The organism is Streptomyces aculeolatus, from assembly GCF_020400605.1.
GTDB lineage: Bacteria > Actinomycetota > Actinomycetes > Streptomycetales > Streptomycetaceae > Streptomyces > Streptomyces aculeolatus.
In genome coordinates, this window is record NZ_JAINRD010000001.1 from 177,807 (window position 1) to 196,232 (window position 18,426).

Annotated in this window: 19 protein-coding genes; 8 read left to right on the top strand and 11 right to left on the bottom strand. The window is 71.3% G+C overall.

Going from position 1 to position 18,426, the window contains the following annotated elements:
* Positions 1–64 precede the first annotated feature (64 nt).
* The 3 genes from LG396_RS00600 to LG396_RS00610 all read right to left on the bottom strand — a co-directional run bounded on the left by LG396_RS00600 (position 65) and on the right by LG396_RS00610 (position 2,773).
* Entirely contained in the window at positions 65–1,096 is a 1,032-nt protein-coding gene (locus tag LG396_RS00600; RefSeq protein WP_018841083.1) for an alanine racemase, read from the bottom strand.
* Between the two features lie 84 nt (positions 1,097–1,180).
* The gene (locus tag LG396_RS00605; RefSeq protein ID WP_018838798.1) at positions 1,181–2,299 is read right to left on the bottom strand and encodes a lipid II:glycine glycyltransferase FemX; all 1,119 of its coding nucleotides are present in this window, start codon (positions 2,297–2,299) and stop codon (positions 1,181–1,183) included.
* A gap of 168 nt (positions 2,300–2,467) precedes the next feature.
* Positions 2,468–2,773 carry a hypothetical protein gene (locus tag LG396_RS00610; protein WP_018838797.1) on the bottom strand — a complete coding sequence of 102 codons (306 nt, stop codon included), beginning with the start codon at positions 2,771–2,773 and terminating at the stop codon, positions 2,468–2,470.
* 291 nt (positions 2,774–3,064) lie between these two features.
* Here LG396_RS00610 and rpsF point away from each other — a divergent pair, with 291 nt between their 5' ends.
* The 4 genes from rpsF to rplI all read left to right on the top strand — a co-directional run bounded on the left by rpsF (position 3,065) and on the right by rplI (position 4,884).
* Positions 3,065–3,355 (top strand): 30S ribosomal protein S6, encoded by a 291-nt coding sequence (gene rpsF, locus LG396_RS00615; RefSeq protein ID WP_018838796.1) that lies wholly within the window; start codon positions 3,065–3,067, stop codon positions 3,353–3,355.
* 138 nt (positions 3,356–3,493) lie between these two features.
* Entirely contained in the window at positions 3,494–4,108 is a 615-nt protein-coding gene (locus LG396_RS00620; RefSeq protein ID WP_018838795.1) for a single-stranded DNA-binding protein, read from the top strand.
* A gap of 73 nt (positions 4,109–4,181) precedes the next feature.
* On the top strand, positions 4,182–4,418 hold the full coding sequence (gene rpsR, locus LG396_RS00625; protein ID WP_018838794.1) for a 30S ribosomal protein S18: 237 nt from the start codon (positions 4,182–4,184) through the stop codon (positions 4,416–4,418).
* Positions 4,419–4,437: 19 nt separating this feature from the next.
* A complete protein-coding gene (gene rplI / locus LG396_RS00630) occupies positions 4,438–4,884 on the top strand; it encodes a 50S ribosomal protein L9 (protein ID WP_037747961.1) in 447 nt (148 codons plus the stop codon).
* 81 nt (positions 4,885–4,965) lie between these two features.
* Here the strand turns inward: rplI and LG396_RS00635 are convergent, their stop codons facing one another.
* Positions 4,966–6,339, bottom strand: a complete 1,374-nt coding sequence (locus LG396_RS00635; protein ID WP_225793139.1) for an MATE family efflux transporter — start codon at positions 6,337–6,339, stop codon at positions 4,966–4,968.
* Between the two features lie 505 nt (positions 6,340–6,844).
* On the opposite strand from LG396_RS00635, the gene LG396_RS00640 reads away from it, so the two are divergent.
* Positions 6,845–9,538 carry a replicative DNA helicase gene (locus LG396_RS00640; protein WP_263978597.1) on the top strand — a complete coding sequence of 898 codons (2,694 nt, stop codon included), beginning with the start codon at positions 6,845–6,847 and terminating at the stop codon, positions 9,536–9,538.
* A 188-nt stretch (positions 9,539–9,726) separates the two neighbouring features.
* The gene (locus LG396_RS00645; protein ID WP_225793609.1) at positions 9,727–10,029 is read left to right on the top strand and encodes a hypothetical protein; all 303 of its coding nucleotides are present in this window, start codon (positions 9,727–9,729) and stop codon (positions 10,027–10,029) included.
* A 22-nt stretch (positions 10,030–10,051) separates the two neighbouring features.
* Here LG396_RS00645 and LG396_RS00650 read toward each other — a convergent pair whose 3' ends face one another.
* The 5 genes from LG396_RS00650 to LG396_RS00670 form a co-directional block, all read right to left on the bottom strand.
* Positions 10,052–10,846, bottom strand: a complete 795-nt coding sequence (locus LG396_RS00650) for a DUF6193 family natural product biosynthesis protein (RefSeq protein ID WP_225793140.1) — start codon at positions 10,844–10,846, stop codon at positions 10,052–10,054.
* A 154-nt stretch (positions 10,847–11,000) separates the two neighbouring features.
* Positions 11,001–11,564: a dihydrofolate reductase family protein gene (locus LG396_RS00655; protein ID WP_225793141.1), complete on the bottom strand. Its 564-nt coding sequence runs from the start codon at positions 11,562–11,564 to the stop codon at positions 11,001–11,003.
* 107 nt (positions 11,565–11,671) lie between these two features.
* The gene (locus LG396_RS00660) at positions 11,672–12,703 is read right to left on the bottom strand and encodes an RNA-binding protein (protein WP_225793142.1); all 1,032 of its coding nucleotides are present in this window, start codon (positions 12,701–12,703) and stop codon (positions 11,672–11,674) included.
* A gap of 7 nt (positions 12,704–12,710) precedes the next feature.
* Positions 12,711–14,183, bottom strand: coding sequence for a carboxylesterase/lipase family protein (locus tag LG396_RS00665; RefSeq protein WP_225793143.1), 1,473 nt, complete (start codon positions 14,181–14,183; stop codon positions 12,711–12,713).
* A 61-nt stretch (positions 14,184–14,244) separates the two neighbouring features.
* The gene (locus LG396_RS00670) at positions 14,245–15,162 is read right to left on the bottom strand and encodes an MBL fold metallo-hydrolase (RefSeq protein WP_225793144.1); all 918 of its coding nucleotides are present in this window, start codon (positions 15,160–15,162) and stop codon (positions 14,245–14,247) included.
* A 139-nt stretch (positions 15,163–15,301) separates the two neighbouring features.
* Between LG396_RS00670 and LG396_RS00675 the strand changes: the two genes are divergently transcribed.
* Positions 15,302–16,204, top strand: a complete 903-nt coding sequence (locus tag LG396_RS00675; RefSeq protein WP_225793145.1) for a helix-turn-helix domain-containing protein — start codon at positions 15,302–15,304, stop codon at positions 16,202–16,204.
* Between the two features lie 33 nt (positions 16,205–16,237).
* On the opposite strand, the gene LG396_RS00680 is transcribed toward LG396_RS00675, so the two are convergent.
* Positions 16,238–16,606, bottom strand: a complete 369-nt coding sequence (locus LG396_RS00680; protein ID WP_225793146.1) for a DoxX family protein — start codon at positions 16,604–16,606, stop codon at positions 16,238–16,240.
* 180 nt (positions 16,607–16,786) lie between these two features.
* Here LG396_RS00680 and LG396_RS00685 point away from each other — a divergent pair, with 180 nt between their 5' ends.
* Entirely contained in the window at positions 16,787–17,662 is an 876-nt protein-coding gene (locus tag LG396_RS00685; protein ID WP_225793147.1) for a sigma-70 family RNA polymerase sigma factor, read from the top strand.
* Positions 17,663–17,704: 42 nt separating this feature from the next.
* Here LG396_RS00685 and LG396_RS00690 read toward each other — a convergent pair whose 3' ends face one another.
* Positions 17,705–18,424 carry an ABC-2 transporter permease gene (locus tag LG396_RS00690; RefSeq protein WP_225793610.1) on the bottom strand — a complete coding sequence of 240 codons (720 nt, stop codon included), beginning with the start codon at positions 18,422–18,424 and terminating at the stop codon, positions 17,705–17,707.
* Positions 18,425–18,426: the final 2 nt, after the last annotated feature.

Genomic DNA, 18,426 nt, shown 5'->3' on the forward strand with positions numbered 1-18,426 from the left:
GCGGCTCCGGGCCCTTCGTACGTTCCTCGGTGCTGCGTACCGCGTGGTAGGCGGCCGACAGGGCCTAGCGCTCCACCACCCGGTCGGGCTGCGTCGTCGTGTGCCGCAGGTGCGCGACCATCTCGTCCCCCTGCACCGGCGCCGACGTCTCCGCCGGCAGGTACAGGATCGACACCTGCATGTGCGGCGGCTCCGCGAACCAGCGCTGCTTGCCCTCCCACACGAACGGCGACAGGTTGCGGTTCACCGTCGCCAGCCCCGCCCGCGCCACGCCCTTCGCCCGCGGCGCCAGCCCGTGCATCGCCTTCGGCGCCTCCAGCCCCACGCCCTGCGACGTGCCGCCGGCGACCACCACCAGGTGGCCGTCGCCCGACACCTTCTGCTGCCGGTAGCCGAAGCGGTCGCCCTTCGCCACGCGCGTGACGTCCAGCACCGTGCCCCGGTACTGCGTCGCGTCGTGGTCGCCCAGCCACAGCCGGGTCCCGATACGCGCCCGGAAGCGCGTCTGCGGGAACTGCCGCTGCAACTGCTCGAACTCGTCCGCCCGCAGATGGCTGACGTACATCGTGTGCAGCGGCAGCCGCGCCGCGCGCAGCCGGTCCATCCACGCGATGACCTCGTCCACCGCGCTGGTGCCGTCCGTGCGGTCCAGCGGCAGGTGGATCGCGAAACCCTCCAGGGTCACGTCCGAGAGCAGCGAGGCCAGCTTCGGCAGCTCCTCCTCGGTCACCCCGTGCCGCCGCATCGAGCTCATCACCTCGATGACGATCCGGGCCCCGACGAGCCGCCCCACCGCGTCCACCGACGCGACGGTGCGGATCACCCGCGTCGGCAGCGGTACGGGCTCCTCGGTGAGCTGGTACGGGGTGAGGACCAGCAGGTCGCCGCTGACGAAGTCGCGCGCCCGCGCCGCCTCGTACACCGTGCCCACCGCGAGCGGGCCCGTCCCCAGCCGGGCGGCCTCGGCGGCCAGGCGCTCGTGGCCGAAGCCGTAGCCGTTGCCCTTGCAGACGGGGACGAGTCCGGGGAACTGCTCCAGGATGTGCTGCTGGTGTGCGCGCCACCGCGCGGAATCGACGTAGAGCGTGAGCGGCATGGCGGTCGGTGTACCTTCCTTCGCGGTGTCGGGGGCCCTCTCCTTCACGCGCAAGTCCGCTGCTTCACGCGCAAGTCGCCGTGGTCAGCGGCGGGACATGTAGATGTCGAGAGCCTTGTGGAGCAGCTTATTCAGTGGGTAGTCCCACTCGCCCAGGTATTCGGCCGCCTGCCCGCCCGTGCCCACCTTGAACTGGATCAGCCCGAAGAGGTGGTCGCTGTCGACGAGCGCGTCGCCGATGCCGCGCAGGTCGTACACGTGCGCGCCGGCGGCGTGCGCGTCCTTCATCATCTGCCACTGGATGGCGTTCGACGGGCGCACCTCGCGCCCGTGGTTGGCGGAGGCACCGTACGAGTACCACACGTGCCCGCCCACCGTCAGCATCGTCGTCGCCGCCAGGCACTCGCCCTGGTGAAGCGCGAAGTACAGCCGCATGCGGCCCGGCTCCTCGGCGTTGAGCACCTTCCACATGCGCTCGAAGTACCCCTGCGGACGGGGCCGGAACTTGTCGCGCTCGGCCGTGATCTCGTACAGCCGCTGCCACTCGCCGAAGTGCTCCAGACCGCCCTGCACCACCTCGACGCCGGCCTTCTCGGCCTTCTTCACGTTGCGCCGCCAGAGCTGGTTGAAGCCCTTGAAGACCTCGTCCAGGGACCGCCCCGCCAGCGGCACCTGGAAGACGTACCGCGGCTGTACGTCGCCGAAGCCCGCACCGCCGTCCTCGCCCTGCTGCCAGCCCAGCCGCCGCAGCCGCTCGGCGACCTCGAACGCCTGCGGCTCGACGACGTCGGCGTTCACGTCGCGCAGCCGCTTGACGTCCGGGTCGGCGATGCCCGCCTTGATCGTCGGCGCCTCCCAGCGGCGGATGATCACCGGCGGGCCCATCTTCACGGAGAACGCGCCCTGGCTCTTCAGGTGCGCCAGCATCGGGTTGAGCCACTGGTCGAGGTTCGGCGCGTACCAGTCGATGACCGGCCCCTCCGGGAGGTACGCCAGATACCGCTTGACCTTGGGCAGCTGCCGGTACAGCACCAGCGCCGCGCCCACCTGCCGGCCGTCGGCCCCGAACCAGCCCAGGTTCTCCGCACGCCACTCGGACTTCACGTCCGCCCACGCCGGGATCTGGCAGTGGCTCGCGGCGGGCAGACTGCGGATGTACGCCAGATGCTGCTCGCGGCTGATGGGCTGCAGGGTCAGGCTCATGGCGGCGCTCCTCGTGCTGCGGCGGGTTGCCGACTGCGGCAGGCTTCTCGCGGGTGAAGCCTACTGCGGGCGCGCCTCGCCCCAGGAGGGAAGGCCCCAAGCCGCCAGGCTGCGCGGCTCGGGGAGCGCCGGTGGTGTACGGCGGCGGCCTACGACCGATCCGGGGGATCAGAGGTAGAAGCCGCCGCGCGCCATCGCCAGGAAGAAGCCGAGGGCGGACGCCCCCAGCCCCAGGAGGATCAGGAACCGCTCCCGGGTGGTCACGGAGATCATCTGCGCCCACGCGCCGGTGACGATCCCGATCAGGCCCGCCCAGGTCGCCGGCACGTGCAGACCCCTCCACTGGGAGAGGACGAGCGCGACGGCGCCGACGGCGAGCGTGATGGCGAGAAGCGTGTCCTGGGCGACGTGGTGTTCGCCGTCGCTGGCGAAGAGGCCGATGTTGCGCTGCGGGGGCTGTACTGCCTGAGGCATAGGGCACCTCCATGCCCGTATGGCGGCGCGGGCTCTGTCGTGCGTGACGCCGCTCACACCCGTTGTGTACAGATTGCCGGGAATCGTGGCCGGATTTCAACCGGAAGGGCCGCTGCGGGTACTGTGTACGGTCTGTAGCGGAGTCTGCCCAGGCCATCCCCGCCGCACCGGCGCCCATCCGGCGCCGCCGAGGCGGGTTGTCAGTGCCGGGCGCTACCGTTGCGACGCAATGAAGAACCTCCTGCCACGGAGAGACCGTGGCCGCCGAGTCCAGAGGAGGTGGGTTCCACAATGCGTCACTACGAGGTGATGGTCATCCTCGACCCCGATCTCGAGGAGCGTGCAGTCTCCCCGTTGATCGAGTCCTTCCTGTCCGTGATCCGTGAGGCCAAGGGCAAGGTGGAGAAGGTCGACACCTGGGGCCGTCGTCGTCTCGCTTACGAGATCAAGAAGAAGCCCGAGGGCATCTACTCGGTCATCGACATCCAGGCCGAGGCCGATGTCGTCAAGGAGCTCGACCGGCAGATGAACCTCAACGAGTCGGTGCTGCGGACCAAGGTCCTGCGCCCCGCAATCCACTGACGACAACCGACGAGCAGACCGCGTACGGCCTGTCCGCACGGACGGGCCGCGTACGAGTAACCGAACCGACCGACTGAACCGTCGGCACGGACGACAGCCAGACCGCACCACCCGGCAGCAACCGCGAGAGGTCAAGACATGGCAGGCGAGACCGTCATCACCGTCGTCGGAAACCTGACCGATGACCCCGAGCTGCGCTTCACGCCGTCCGGCGCGGCCGTCGCGAACTTCACGATCGCGTCGACGCCCCGGACGTTCGACCGGCAGACGAACGAGTGGAAGGACGGCGACCCGCTGTTCCTCCGCGCGTCCATCTGGCGCCAGGCGGCGGAGAACGTCGCCGAGTCGCTGACGCGCGGCACGCGCGTGGTTGCCCAGGGCCGGCTCCGCCAGCGTTCGTACGAGACCCAGCAGGGCGAGAAGCGGACCGTGGTGGAGCTGGAGGTCGACGAGATCGGCCCCGCGCTCCGGTACGCCACCGCCAAGGTCACCAAGACCACCGGCAGGGGCGGCCAGGGCGGCGGCTTCGGCGGCGGCGGTGGCGGTGGCCAGCAGGGCGGCCAGGGCGGCGGCTGGGGCGGAAACCCCGGCGGCGGCCAGGGCGGCCAGGGTGGCGGCGGCCCGCAGGGCGACCCGTGGGCGACGTCCGGCGGCGGCGGTCAGCAGGGCGGCCAGGGCGGCGGCTGGGGCGGAAACCCCGGCGGCGGCCAGGGCGGCCAGGGCGGCGGTTACTCGGACGAGCCCCCGTTCTGATCCCGGGACTCCCGGGGCGTGACGAGCGTGCTCGTACACCACACTTCTTGATCACACTGGAGTAAGAGACATCATGGCGAAGCCGCCTCCGCGCAAGCCGAAGAAGAAGGTTTGCGTCTTCTGCAAGGAGAAGATCTCCTACGTCGACTACAAGGACACGAACCTGCTGCGGAAGTTCATTTCCGACCGCGGCAAGATCCGTGCCCGCCGGGTCACCGGCAACTGCACCCAGCACCAGCGCGACGTCGCCACGGCCGTGAAGAACAGCCGGGAGATGGCGCTGCTGCCCTACACCTCGACCGCGCGCTGACTGGGAGGGTGAGCAAAGCATGAAGATCATCCTCAAGGGCGAGGTCTCCGGCCTCGGTGCCGCCGGCGACGTCGTCGAGGTCAAGGACGGGTACGCCCGCAACTACCTGATCCCCAACGGTCTGGCGATCCGCTGGACCCGTGGCGGGGAGAAGGACGTGGCGCAGATCCGCCGCGGCCGCAAGCTGCGCGAGATCGCCTCGGTCGAGCAGGCCAACGCGGTCAAGTCGGAGCTGGAGGGCGTGCAGGTCCGCCTGTCCACGCGCGCCGGCGCCAGCGGCCGCCTCTTCGGCGCCGTCACCCCGGCCGACATCGCCACGGCGATCAAGCAGGCCGGCGGCCCGGACGTCGACAAGCGGCGCATCGAGCTGTCCGCGCCGATCAAGAGCCTCGGCGCCCACCAGGTGTCCGTACGGCTGCACCCCGAGGTCGACGCGAGGGTCGGCGTCGAGGTCGTGGCCGGCTGACGCCGTTCGGCGACGGGTAGAGCAAGGGACGGGCCGCGCCCCCGCGGGGGCGCGGCCCGTTCGCGTACGCCCGCAGCGCGCCTACGCCCGGACGGCGCCCGTGACCAGCCACCGCCCCGACCGCGCGCGCAGCCACAGCGTCACCAGCCGGGTCAGCATCATCAGCCCCATCGACCACCACAGCACCGTCAGCCCGCCGCCCAGCGCCGGCACCGCCAGCGCCACCGGCGCGAAGACCGCCAGCGTCAGCAGCATCGCCCAGGCGAGATACGGCCCGTCGCCCGCGCCCATGAGCACCCCGTCGAGCACGAACACCACCCCCGCCAGCGGCTGCGTCACCGCGACGACCAGCAGCGCGGGCAGCAGCACGCCGTGCACCCCCGCGTCGTCCGTGAACAGCGGCAGGATCAGCGGCCGGGCGGCCACCACCAGCGCGCCCAGCACCACGCCGGTCGCCACTCCCCACTGCACCATCCGCCGGCACGCCTCCCGCGCGCCGTCCACGTCCCCCGCGCCCAGGTACCGGCCGATGATCGCCTGCCCGGCGATGGCTATCGCGTCCAGCGCAAAGGCCAGCAGCGACCAGATGCTCAACACCACCTGGTGCGCCGCGACCGACTCGTCCCCGAGCCCGGCCGCCACCGCCGTCGCGATCAGCAGCACGGCGCGCAGCGACAGCGTACGGATCAGCAGGGGCACCCCGGCGCGCGCGGAGGCCCGTATGCCCGCGGGGTGCGGGCGCAGTGCGGCGCCGTGCCGGCGGGCGCCCCGTACGACGACGGCCAGGTACACCGCCGCCATCCCCCACTGCGCGAGCACGGTGCCCCAGGCGGAGCCGGCGATACCGAGGCCGGCGCCGTAGACGAGGGCGACGTTCAGCACGGCGTTGGCGGTGAAGCCGCCGATGGCGACGTACAGCGGGGTGCGGGTGTCCTGGAGGCCGCGCAGCACGCCGGTGGCCGCGAAGACCACGAGCATCGCGGGGATGCCGAAGGCGCTGACGCGCAGATACGTGACGGCGTACGGCGCGGCGGTGTCGGACGCGCCGAACAGGCCGACGAGGCCGGGTGCGGTGGGAACGGTGACGGCGACGAGCACCGCGCCGAGCAGCGCGGCGAGCCAGATGCCGTCGACGCCCTGCCGGATCGCGGAGCGCAGGTCGCCGGCGCCGACGCGGCGGGCGACGGCGGCGGTCGTGGCGTAGGCGAGGAAGACGAAGACGCTCACGGCGGTGGTGAGGAGGGCGGCGGCGACACCGAGCCCGGCGAGCTGCGGGGTGCCGAGGTGGCCGACGATGGCGCTGTCGGCGAGCACGAAGAGCGGCTCGGCGACGAGGGCGCCGAAGGCCGGGACGGCGAGGGCGACGATCTCGCGGTCGTGCCGCCGCCGGGTGCGGCGCCGCTGCTCGCCGGGGGTGGCCCCGTCGGTGGCGGCGGGCGCGGGAACGTCGTGCATGCAGCAAATCTAATAGTCCACAGGTAACAGACGCAACAGCCAGAGGACACTTACAGTGTGACGTGTACGGGGTGAGTGCGCGCGGCTTGCGCCCCGACCTCGCCCCGGAGGGGAAAGTTTTTCTCCTCCACCGGGGGTGGACGAAGAAACAGCAGGTCAAACGGGTGATGGCGGAGCGATAGTGTGCTTGTCCACAGCACTGTCCCCCGGCTCGTACACAGCTTTCCCCAAGTAATCCACAGGTTGGCGGCCGCTTTCCACACCCCCTGTGGATAGCGCAATTGGCGAGAGCCCGCCGCGGACCTACGGTGGACCCTCCCCCCTGCCGACACCGGCGCCGCCGCCCCGCGGTCCGGGGGGCGGACCGACGCGCCGTAACCGGAACGCCGCGGACGAATTGTCAGCGGCGTGCCGTAAGAAAGAGGGGCGCCCTGAGAGGTCCGCCGAGAGGCGGGTGGGAGGAGGTGGGGCAGCCGTGTCCGAGCACCGGGACTACGTGGACACCATGCCCGGGGACGTCCGTCCACTGCGCCGCGAGCCGGACCAGCCCGGCCGGCAGGACCAGCCCGCCCCCGAGGACCCCTGGGGCCCCGGCGCCCCCGCCGCCTTCGAGCGCGTACCCCCGCAGGACCTGGACGCCGAGCAGTCCGTCCTCGGCGGCATGCTGCTGTCCAAGGACGCCATCGCCGACGTCGTCGAGGTCCTCAAGGGCCTCGACTTCTACCGCCCGGCGCACGAGACGGTCTTCACCGCGATCCTCGACCTCTACGCCCGCGGCGAGCCCGCCGACCCCATCACCGTCTCCGCCGAGCTCACCAAGCGCGGCGAACTCGCCCGCGTGGGCGGCGCGTCGTACCTGCACACCCTCGTCCAGTCCGTCCCCACCGCCGCCAACGCGGAGTACTACGCCGAGATCGTCCACCAGCGCGCCATCCTGCGCCGCCTGGTCGAGGCGGGCACGCGCATCACCCAGATGGGATACGCCGCCGACGGCGAGGTCGACGACATCGTCAACTCCGCCCAGGCCGAGATCTACGCCGTCACAGAACAGCGCACCGCGGAGGACTACCTCCCCCTCGGCGAGATCATGGAGGGCGCCCTCGACGAGATCGAGGCCATCGGGTCCCGCAGCGGCCAGATGTCCGGCGTCCCCACGGGCTTCACCGACCTCGACTCCCTGACGAACGGCCTCCACCCGGGCCAGATGATCGTCGTAGCCGCCCGCCCCGCCATGGGGAAATCCACGCTCGCCCTCGACTTCGCCCGTGCCTGCTCGATCAAGAGCAACCTGCCCAGCGTCATCTTCTCCCTGGAGATGGGCCGGAACGAGATCGCGATGCGGCTGCTCTCCGCGGAGGCCCGCGTGGCGCTGCACCACATGCGCTCCGGCAGCATGACCGACGACGACTGGACCCGCCTCGCCCGCCGGATGCCGGAGGTGACGGGCGCCCCGCTCTACATCGACGACTCGCCGAACCTGTCGATGATGGAGATCCGCGCCAAGTGCCGCCGTCTGAAGCAGCGCAATGACCTGCGGATGATCGTCATCGACTACCTCCAGCTCATGCAGACGGGCGGCTCGCGCCGCCCGGAGAGCCGGCAGCAGGAGGTCTCGGAGATGTCCCGGAACCTCAAGCTGCTCGCCAAGGAGCTGGAGGTCCCGGTGATCGCGCTGTCCCAGCTCAACCGCGGCCCCGAACAGCGCACGGACAAGAAGCCGATGGTTTCCGACCTGCGTGAATCCGGATGCGTCACCGCGTCGACCCGCGTTCTGCGAGCCGACACCGGCAGCGAGGTCACCATCGGTGAGCTACTCACTCGCGGCGAGAAGGACATCCCGGTCTGGTCGCTGGACGAGCAACTCCGGGTCGTCCCACGGACAATGACGCACGTCTTCTCCAGCGGGGTCAAGGAGGTCTTCCGCTTGCGGCTCGCTTCGGGCCGGGAGATCGAGGCGACGGCAAACCACCCGTTCCTGACGTACGACGGCTGGACCCCCCTCGGCGAACTCGCCGCCGGCTCACGTATCGCCACACCGCGGCAGATCAGCGGGCCTGTGCAGCAGAGGGCCTGGCCCGAGGCCGAGGTGATCATGCTCGGACACCTCCTCGGAGACGGTTGCATCGCACCGCGTCAGCCCGTGCACTACACGAGCAACGACGAGGCCAACCTCGCCGCAGTGGAAGAGGCGGCGGCACACTTCGGCATTACTCCCAGGCGTACTGCCCAAGGCACCTGGTCGCACGTCTATCTGCCCGCCCCCTTCCGCCTCGCACGCGGACGGCGCAACCCCATCGCCGCCTGGCTGGACGGCATGGGCCTGTACGGCAAGCGTGCGCACGAGAAATTCCTCCCGCGCGGGTTGTTCGCCCTGCCCGACGAGCAGGTGCGGCTCTTCCTGCGCCACTTGTGGGCGACGGACGGTTCGGTGACGGTGTCGGGTTCCGGCGCTGTCCGCGTCTACTACGCGACAACGAGCGAACGTCTCGCCCGGGACCTGCAGCAACTCCTGCTGCGTCTCGACATCCGCGCCCGACTGCGGGCGGTGGGCAACACCATCGGCCGTCCCGGCTGGACCGTGGATGTCTCCGGGGTGGACGACCAGCGTCGGTTCCTGCAGAACGTCGGCGTCCACGGCGACCGCTCCCGCCATGTCGTCTCCGCGGTGGAGCGCCTACGCCACGTGCAGGCCAACCCCAACGTCGATACCGTCCCGCGCGATGTCTGGGAGCAGGTCCGCGAGCAGATGCGTGAGCATTCCCTGACGACGCGTGCTTTCCAGGCCGCACTGGGCACCAAGCACTGTGGAAGCGCGCTCTACAAGAGGTCGCCCGGTCGAGTCCGGCTCGGGCACATCGCGGAGATCCTGCAGAGCGCGGATCTGGAGATGCTTGCGACCAGCGACGTGTTCTGGGACGAGGTTGTCTCGATCGAGGCCCTGGGCGAGCAGGAGGTCTACGACGCCACCGTGCTCGGCACGCACAACTTCATCGCCAACGGGATCAGCGTGCACAACAGCATCGAACAGGATGCTGACATGGTCATCCTGCTGCACCGCGAGGACGCGTACGAGAAGGAGTCGCCACGCGCCGGCGAAGCGGACCTGATCGTGGCCAAGCACCGCAACGGCCCGACGGCGACGATCACGGTGGCCTTCCAGGGCCACTACTCCCGCTTCGTGGACATGGCCCAGACCTGACCCGCGTGTTGTAGGGTCTCGCATTTCGTGTCGGAATCTCACTACCGATGTCAGATTGAAGTCGGATCCGACGCTGGACTGAGATTCGCAGGTCGCTGCCGTACCTCTGCGCTCCGCGCCGCCGATGAAGCCGAGGAGACAGGCACGGCAGCGGCGAGCATCGTCATCATTGACCGGTGACCACATGGATGCGCTGCTACTGGGACGAGGAAGACACCTGGTTCTACTTCGAGGTCGACGCCGAAGGCTGGGTGATGCGGCAGATCGAACTCGAAGGACCGGAACTGACCCCGATCGCAGCTGCCTCCCTCGCGGAGTGGCAGCGGTTCTACGACGCAGGCCGCCTCGACGAGTACGACAGCAGGTTCGGGATCACAGCCGAACAGCCCGTATCCGAGTGGGAGGGCCACGATCCGGAGCAGCTGACCTCCGACGAGTTCGAGGAGGTCTGGAACTCCGCCCGTCGGCAGATCGCAGCCCGGCCGTCATGAGATCGGACGGGTGGAGGAGGAACTACGAGAGCTGTTGATCGTTGACGGCGCCGGCGACTGCTGGTCCGCAGTTCGCCGGCAGCCCGCCCACCACCAAAGTGATCGCGTGCTCAGCGGTGGCCGCCTCACCGATCACTCTTCCTCGTGAGGGGCCGCAGACTCGATATCGTCCGTCGCTCAGCGGATCGATGAACGGCACGTCCCACGAGTACGGGAACCCAGTGCAGGTTGAGAAATGAAGCGACCAGTGACTGGTGAACGGAAGCAGCTGTCGCAACTGTGGTTCGGCATGCGCAAGCTCGGCAACCTCCAGCGTCCGATGGGCGAGCTCCAAGTGGTCCGACTCTTGGCGCAGGCCTTCAAGGAGCAAGCGCCACTTCTCTGCGACTGCCTCGGCCGGACCCCTTTCATGGGCTTTGGCCAGCTCGGTGACCTTGACGAATGGGCTCGCCTCGCGGATCTCTTCGAGCCTCATGGCGTTTCGCCATGCCTCCAGGGCCCGTGCCATCTCGCCCAAGTCCTGAGTCGCGCCCGAGACCAACTGCACCCCCATGGACCAACCGCTGAAGATGAACCACCGCTCCACAGACCCCAGGTTGATCCAGGACACTTCACGGTCAGCCGTCGTGCTCTCGACGCCTGCCGACCGGAGCGGGTCCGAACCATCCACAAGAACTCTGCCCAGGGAGAGACCGAGTTCAGCGGCCACGGTCTCCAGCGCTCCGGCGAGGCTGCCGGCGGACGCCAGGTCTGGATACAAGGAAGCGTCGGCCGGGAGTGGCTCTTGCCGGGCAGGAGGCGTCGCGTTCGAGGTCACCGGGGCAGTCTGCCCCTCGTGCTGAGGAATCCGCCATGTCCGTGAGATTGATCAGGCCCGCCACGCTGTGAAACTGACAGGGAAGCGGCAGGTCAGCGCGATGCTTTCTGACACGAGCGGCGAGATCCTACAGCGTGGGAGAGCGGGAAGGTGCTCAGCGCCTCGTCTCGTACCTGGTCAGGACCACGCCGCTGGGGAACGTCCGTGTCTCCACCAGGTTCAGGTTCACCCAGTTGTCCAGTGCGGTGAAGAACGGCGTGCCGCCGCCCACCAGGACCGGCGCGGTGGCCAGTACGTACTCGTCGATCAGCCCGGCGCGCATGGCCGCCCCGGCGAGTGTCGCGCCGCCGATGTCCATCGGGCCGCCGTCCTCGGCCTTGAGCCGGGTGATCTCGGCGACCGCGTCGCCGGTGACCAGGCGGGCGTTCCAGTCGACCTTGTCGATCGTCGAGGAGAACACCACCTTCGACATGTCCCGCCAGCGGCGCGCGAACTCGATGTGCGCCGGGGTGGCGTCGGGCTGCTCGTCGCCGGTCGGCCAGTGGGAACTCATCGTCTGCCACAGCTTGCGCCCGTACAGCGTCAGGTCCGTCGCCTGCAACTGGTCGGACCAGAACTGGAACAGCTCGTCGTCCGGCACGCCCCAGCCGATGTCGTCGCCGGGCGCGGCGATGTAGCCGTCCAGGGACAGGTTCATGCCGTAGATCAGTTTCCGCATGGCGCCAGCTTTCCGTGAGTCGGGCTCACGCGTACAGACCGGCGCGGCGCGGAAAACTCATCGGCGGCGAGACCCTGCAGGGAGCACGGCAGCCGGACGGTGGGACGTTACCGGTCCGGGGGTTCAGGAGGTGTGTCCGGGCTGTTGGCGGCCTGTTCGGCCCAGGTCCGGTCGCTCGGTGTGGGGTCGGTCTGCCAGCGTGCCCGTACCACTCCGTCGCTGTCGGGCATGACTGCCGTGCACAGGGGAGACCGCTCGTCGGCGTACATGGACAGGAGCGCCGCGGCTTCGGCACGGGATATGCGGGCGGTCAGCTCCGGGAAGGCGTCTTCGTCGGCGACGGCGCTGTGGACCCGGCCGTCCTCGTCCTGCCAGACGCCTTCGATGAGGCCGTCGGCGGGCAGGGCGCCGAGGACCGTGTCGGTGTCGGAGGACAGGTCCGGCCACACGGCCAGACGGGCACGGGGAGCGAGGCCCGCGCGGACCGTGTCGATGGTGTCGCAGGTGAGGCGGTGCCACCGGGAGGAGCCTTCGAGATGCATCTCTTCCAGGAGCCCGGCGCGGCCGGCCCTGACGGCCGAGTGCAGAGCGGCCCAGAAGTCGTCGTCGCCGGGGCGCTGGACGTCCTCCCCGGTCTCCATGTCGTACGGGGAGGCGTCCAGGCGTTCCGGGAACAGCCCCAGCGCGCGGGTTCCGGCGAGTGCCTCGTCGCACGGCCGGCTGCTGCCGACGTAGACGTACTGGTCCCATCCCACGTGGACCGCGAACGTGCCCTCCACCTCCAGCCGGCACCAGGCGCCGTTGTCGCGCAGCATGGCTCGTACGAGTTCCAGACCGGTTCCGAGCGTGACCTCCGCCCCGTCGAAGAACCCGGTGGGCCCGGCGGGGAAGAGTCCGGTCAACCCGTAGCCGTCCACCGGGGGTTCGACGCCGAAGTGCACGAAGGACGGGATCTGCGGTTCGCGTACGGCCAGGTGGTCGACGCCGGTGTCGGCGGCGAACGCCGCGATCGCACGGAGGTACGCGGCCTCGACCTCGCCGTGGTCGCTGAAGACGTCCTCGGAGCCGGTGTAGTGGCCGCGGTCGTCGCGGTCGGCGGGGTCGTACTTGGTGACGCGGTAGACATAGGGGAGTCGCACCTCTCCATCATCCGGCGGGTCGTGGGCGGGGAGACCCCGGAGGGCCGCCGAGGGTTTCCGGCGCCGGGTGTTGCGGGGCGTACGGGGGCCAGCCCGGGGCGCCGGTGGCGGCGAAGGCGATCCACGCCCCGTGGATCCGGGCGGCGAGTCCCGGTGGGGCGGGGGCGGGGCCGAGGAGGCCGGTGTCGCCGTGGAGCCAGGGGGCGTCGGCGGTGTCGAAGACGAAGGGGAGTTCGACGGTGTGGGCGGCGCCGAGTCTGCCGTCCAGGGCGGTGGAGCGGTGTGCGAACGAGTAGAGGTGTGTGCGGCCGCCCGAGATCCGCGCGTGGGCCTGCGCCAGCCGCGCCGTACCGGCGGCGAACAGGGCGTCCCCGAGTACGGCGGAGCGCAGTTCGCCCGGTGTCGCGTCCGGGCGTGCCGTGCGGTGCGCGGCGAGGGCGGAGTCCGGGTCCGGGTGGACCCGGGCGGCGAGGGCGTGGACGTCGGCCGCGGTGGTGGAGTCGAGGACGCCTTGCGGTACGAGGTAGAGGTTGCCCTCCTCGGTGTTGGTGCCGATGAGCAGGTCGACACCGGCCGCCGGGCCGTCGGCCAGGCTGTCCGCGGGCTGGGCGGGGAGTACGGGGCTGAACGGGCTGAGCCCCGCCAGCGGGTCCGGGGCCGTGCGCGTACGGAGGTCGAGGCCGGCCAGTGCGGGCAGGGCCGCCAGGAGGTGTTCGTCCGGTATCGGTGCGAACGCCTCGGCGGTCGGTGCGACGCCCAGCGCGGCGGCCGCGGCGGAGGTGACCCGTTGCGCCTGCTCCGGGGTGAACGCGCCGGTACCGCTGCCGCTTTGCACGACGGCCCGGCGGAACAGCCCGCGGGCCCGCGGTGCCGCGAGCAGCGCGCCGACGAGCGTGGCGCCCGCGGACTGGCCGAAGAGCGTGACGTTGCCGGGGTCGCCGCCGAATGCGGCGACTGTGTCCCGTACCCAGGTGAGGGCGGCGAGTACGTCGAGCAGGCCGCGGTTGGCGGGAGCACCGGCCAGGTCGAGGAACCCGGGGATGCCGAGGCGGTAGTTGACCGTGACGAGGACGACGCCGTCGCGGGCGAACGCGCCGCCGTCGTAGAGCGCGGCGCGGCTCGAACCGGTGGCGAACCCGCCGCCGTGCACGAAGACCATGACGGGGCGACCGCCGCCGTCCGCGGCGGGGGTGTGGACGTCGGCGGTGAGGTACTCCGGGCCGGGCACCCAGCCCGGCCCGAAGTAGGGGGTCATGTCGAGCCGGCCGAAGTCGCGGGCCGGCTGCGGGGCCGTGGGCCCGGGGCGCGTGCCGTCGCGGACGCCGGACCAGCCGGGGTGCGGGGCGGGCGGGGCGAAGCGGCCGGCGCCGGCGGGTGCGGCGGCGTAGGGGAGCGCGCGGTAGCGCTCGCCGGACCGGGTGCGCTGGCCGCGTACGGTGCCGGCGGGGGTGCGGACCACCGGGTCTGTCTGCCGGGGCATGGGAGGGCCTCCCTGTGCGGGCGGTGCGGGCAGGGCGCGCGAGGTGCGCGGGGCGCGGGGGTCAGGAGATGCGGGAGAAGGGGGCCCATTCCTTGATCACGAACTTCGATCCGCTGCGGGCGACCTCCGCGGCGCCGTGGCCGCCGAAGTGCGCCGGGAAGACGAGCGCGTTGCGGTCGGCGGCGCGGCCGAGCAGCTTGTGCCGGGTGGCGCGGGATTCGGCCGGGTCCTCGCAGAAGCAGGAGTTGGTCGCGGGCTCGGCGATCTGCAGCGCGGTGTGCACCAGGTCCCCGACGAACAGGGCCTGCCCGCCGGCGGATTCCAGGGTCAGGACGGACGAGCCGGGGGTGTGGCCGGGCGCGGCGTCGAGGCGCAGGTTGCGGTCGATCCGGTACGTGCCCTCCCACAGGCGGGTGAGTCCGGCCCGGTGGACGGGCGCGACGCTGTCCTCGAAGACGTTCTGGTTGCCGCGGCCCAGTACGGTCGGGTGCTCGTTGGCCGGGTTCCAGAAGTCGAAGTCCCGCCGGTTGATCAGGTACGTGGCGTTGGGGAAGGTCGGCACCCAGTCCCGGCCGTCGAGGCGGGTGTTCCAGCCGACGTGGTCGATGTGCAGGTGGGTGTTGACCACGAGGTCGACGTCCTCGGGCCGTACTCCGGCGGCGGCGAGGCGGTCGAGGTAGCGGGTGTCCAGGCGGCTCCACACCGGTGCGTAGGGGCGCTCCTTGTGGTTGCCCACGCCGGTGTCGACGAGGATGGTGCGGCCCTCGCTGCGCAGCAGCCAGGACTGGAGCGCCGTACGGCACTCGTCCGTGTCCGGGTCCCAGAAGTCGGGTGCCAGCCAGGCGCGGTGCTCGTCCCACGCGTGCTGGCCGCTGTCCGGGAAGAACTGGGCCGGGGTCATCCCGACGGGGCCGTAGAACTCCTCGATGCGGGTGACGGTGACGTCGCCCAGGACGAGCTGCTCCGGTGTGGTGTCCATGTGTCCGTCCTCGGGTCCGGGTCGTGTGGTCCGTAGGAGAACCGAGCCTGGACACGCGGACGGGTACGCACCACTCCCCGGTTTTCCTACCCCGCGCAGGGTGTGGCTGGGAGCGGGCCGTACGCCGAATACTGGGGCGATGAGCGGACCCGGCCCACTCGGCACCTTCCTCCAGGCCCGGCGGACGCGGCTGCGTCCCGAGGACGTCGGACTGCGCGACCTCGGCCCCCGCAGGCGGGTGGCCGGGCTGCGGCGCGAGGAGCTGGCCCAGCTGGCGGGCGTCAGCGTCTCGTACTACGCGCGGCTGGAACAGGGCCTGTCCCGCGGGGCCTCCGCCGAGGTGCTCGACGCGATCGCCCGCGCGCTGCGGCTCGACGACCACGAGCACGAGCACCTCGTACGGCTCGCCGGCGCCGCCCGCCGCGCGCCCCGGGTGCGCCGCCCGCGGCCGGAGAAGCTCGCCGACGAGACCCGCGACCTGCTGCGCGCCGTCGACGGCGCCCCGGCGGTGGTGCTCGGCCGCCGTACGGACGTACTGGCCTGGAACGCCCCCGGCCACGCCCTGCTCGCCGGGCACCTGGACTTCCACGGCCCCGACGACCCGGCGGGACGGCCGAACACGAGCCGGATGCTGTTCCTGGACCCGCACTGCCGGGAGCTGTACGCGGACTGGCAGCGCAAGGCCCGCGCGGTGGTCGGCAACCTGCGCGTCGCCGTCGGCAGGCACCCGGAGGACCCGCTGCTCGCCGGGCTGATCGGCGAACTGTCGATGCGCAGCCCGGAGTTCGTCGCCCTGTGGGCGGACCACCGCGTGGCGCCGTGCGACGCGGCCGCGTACGAGCTGCACCACCCGGTGGTGGGCCCGGTGACGGTGACGCAGCAGACGCTGTCGATCGCCCGCTCACCGGACCAGGTGCTGGTCGTCTGCACGGCGGCCGCCGGCTCCGCCTCGGAGGAGGCCCTCACGCTTCTACGCCAGGTGAGCGAGCCCAGGAACGCCACCCGCACACAGCACCCGCACCCCCGGAAAGCCACCCGCTGAAACCGCGACCGGGACTACGTGTCCGGCTCCGCGTCACACGGTGGCCGTGGTGAAGTAGGTGGCCGCGCTCAGTGCCAGTGTCAGGAAGAGCACCGGGAATGCGATGTTGTGGAAGACCGACGCCCGGACGTGGGCTCCGACCGCGCACAGGTAGAACAGCACCAGCCCCACCGCCGCGGCCAGGCCGAGGGGTGTGACGCCCGCGAGCCCGGCCACCAGGCCGGCTGCGCCGGCTCCCTTCAGGGCGGCGAGGTAGGGCAGTGCTGCCGGCCGCAACCCGACCTCGGCCGAGTTCGCGAGCACGAATCCGGCCCGTGCCACGTCCGCGGCAACGATGAGGGCGTTGGCGGCGACGCACGCGACCGTCGCGGCCGCCAACGCCGTCGAAGCGGTGCCGCTCATGCCGTGTACCGCCCGGTGGAGCGAAGCGCCGACGGCGGCGCCGGGCGGCCCGCCCGCCGAGGGCCGGTACCGAAAGGGGCGGTCTGTACGCTCATGAGGGTTTCCTCCGTGCAGGGGCCTGTCGTTGTCCGGTTGGTCGCCCGTCATGACGCCCGGCACGACCGAAAGGTGACCGCTCACGTGGACCTGACCGACGAATTCGAGGCGGCACGGCCCCGGCTGCTCTCACTCGCCCACCGGATCCTCGGCTCGTTCGAGGACGCCGACGACGCCGTCCAGACCGCCTGGCTGCGTGCGCACGCCGCGGACCGTACGCAGATCGCGAACCCGGCCGCATGGTTCACCACCGTGACCGCGCGCCTCTGTCTCGACCAGCTGCGATCGCGGGAACGACGCGGGGAGCTGCCCCTCCTCGCGGACGCGATCCCCGGTGGTCAGCTCGCCGCCGACGAGGAGTACCTACGGCGCGAGGACGTCTCGCGGGCGCTCCTGGTGCTCCTGAGCCGACTCACCGCCGCCCAGCGGGTGGCCTACGTCCTGCACGACCTCTTCCGCGTACCGTTCGGCGAGGTCGCCGTCGTGTTGGACACCACGCCGACGAACGCGAAGAAGCTGGCCAGCCGTGCGCGGCGACGCCTCGAAGGCGTGGATCCGGCGTCCGCGGACGAGGCCGCGCAGGCCGCGCGGGTATCGGGTCACTGGCGGATCGTCGACGCGTTCCTCGCGGCCGCCCGGGGAGGGCGGATCGACACGCTCGTCGCGCTGATGGCACCCGACGTCGTCCGGGCCGCCGACCCGGCGCTGCTTCCCGAGGGCGGAGCCGTCGAGGTCGTCGGGAACCGTGCCGTGGCGGAGGAGACCCGCTTCTTCACCGACCGGATCCACGCCGGCATCCCGATGCTCGTCAACGGCGCTCCGGCTGTGGTCGTCGCCCCGGGCGGTCACGCGCTCGCCGCCCTCACCTTCGACTTCGAGGGCGGGACGATCGCCCGTATCGAGATCGCCCGCCTCCAGCCGACCGACCGGGTGGAGGCGAGGGGAGGCACCGGATCCTGACCGTTCAGGACGCCGCGGACCGGGACCGATCCGCCGTCGGATCTACTCCTCGCCCGCCAGCGTCAGCGACCGCAGCCGCTGCGCCGCGAACCACGTCGCGCCCGCCGTGACCACGACCAGCAGCACCGTCGCCACCGGCAGCGCCACGTCCGAGACGACGTGCCCGCCCTGGCCGATCTTCTCGCCCACCGCCAGCGCCCACTGCTGGATGCTGAGCGTCTTCACGCCGTCGACGAGGCTGCCGAGCAGGGCCTCCCACACCAGCGCGTAGACGAGTCCGAAGACCACCGCGTGCCGCGAGATCGTGCCGAGCATCAGGAAGAAGGCGGCGTACGCGACGGAGGCGACCGCGGCGGCCAGGGCGTACGCGACGGCCAGGCGGCTGCCGTTGCCGCCGAGGATGAACCCGGCGACCAGCGTGGGCAGCGCGGAGAACGCGGCGGTCACGCCGACCGCGACGGTCAGCTTGGTGAGGATGATCGTCGGCCGCGGTACGGGCTTCGCGAGCAGGTAGACGATCGAACTGTCGTCGATCTCCGGGCCGATGGCGCCCGTGCCGGCGATGACGCCGATGAGCGGCACCATGGTCGCCAGCGCGAAGCCGCCGAGGAGGTCGGCGGTGACCTCGTCGTCGGCGCCCACGAGGACGCGTACGACGATGGCGATGACGATGAGCAGGACCGGCAGCAGGAGCAGGATGAGCGCCCGGCGGCGGCCGAGGATGGCCCGTTGGGTGAGCCGGGCGACGGTGGGGTGGTACAGCA

Excerpts from the sequence above, each read along its gene's own strand:
- rpsF (WP_018838796.1), top strand. The coding sequence starts at position 3,065 with ATGCGTCACTACGAGGTGATGGTCATCCTCGACCCCGATCTCGAGGAG.
- rplI (WP_037747961.1), top strand. The coding sequence starts at position 4,438 with ATGAAGATCATCCTCAAGGGCGAGGTCTCCGGCCTCGGTGCCGCCGGC.
- LG396_RS00655 (WP_225793141.1), bottom strand. The coding sequence starts at position 11,564 with ATGCGGAAACTGATCTACGGCATGAACCTGTCCCTGGACGGCTACATC.
- rpsR (WP_018838794.1), top strand. The coding sequence starts at position 4,182 with ATGGCGAAGCCGCCTCCGCGCAAGCCGAAGAAGAAGGTTTGCGTCTTC.
- LG396_RS00620 (WP_018838795.1), top strand. The coding sequence starts at position 3,494 with ATGGCAGGCGAGACCGTCATCACCGTCGTCGGAAACCTGACCGATGAC.
- LG396_RS00645 (WP_225793609.1), top strand. The coding sequence starts at position 9,727 with ATGCGCTGCTACTGGGACGAGGAAGACACCTGGTTCTACTTCGAGGTC.
- LG396_RS00675 (WP_225793145.1), top strand. The coding sequence starts at position 15,302 with ATGAGCGGACCCGGCCCACTCGGCACCTTCCTCCAGGCCCGGCGGACG.
- LG396_RS00605 (WP_018838798.1), bottom strand. The coding sequence starts at position 2,299 with ATGAGCCTGACCCTGCAGCCCATCAGCCGCGAGCAGCATCTGGCGTAC.
- LG396_RS00665 (WP_225793143.1), bottom strand. The coding sequence starts at position 14,183 with ATGCCCCGGCAGACAGACCCGGTGGTCCGCACCCCCGCCGGCACCGTA.
- LG396_RS00640 (WP_263978597.1), top strand. The coding sequence starts at position 6,845 with ATGCCCGGGGACGTCCGTCCACTGCGCCGCGAGCCGGACCAGCCCGGC.
- LG396_RS00670 (WP_225793144.1), bottom strand. The coding sequence starts at position 15,162 with ATGGACACCACACCGGAGCAGCTCGTCCTGGGCGACGTCACCGTCACC.
- LG396_RS00635 (WP_225793139.1), bottom strand. The coding sequence starts at position 6,339 with ATGCACGACGTTCCCGCGCCCGCCGCCACCGACGGGGCCACCCCCGGC.
- LG396_RS00600 (WP_018841083.1), bottom strand. The coding sequence starts at position 1,096 with ATGCCGCTCACGCTCTACGTCGATTCCGCGCGGTGGCGCGCACACCAG.
- LG396_RS00680 (WP_225793146.1), bottom strand. The coding sequence starts at position 16,606 with ATGAGCGGCACCGCTTCGACGGCGTTGGCGGCCGCGACGGTCGCGTGC.
- LG396_RS00610 (WP_018838797.1), bottom strand. The coding sequence starts at position 2,773 with ATGCCTCAGGCAGTACAGCCCCCGCAGCGCAACATCGGCCTCTTCGCC.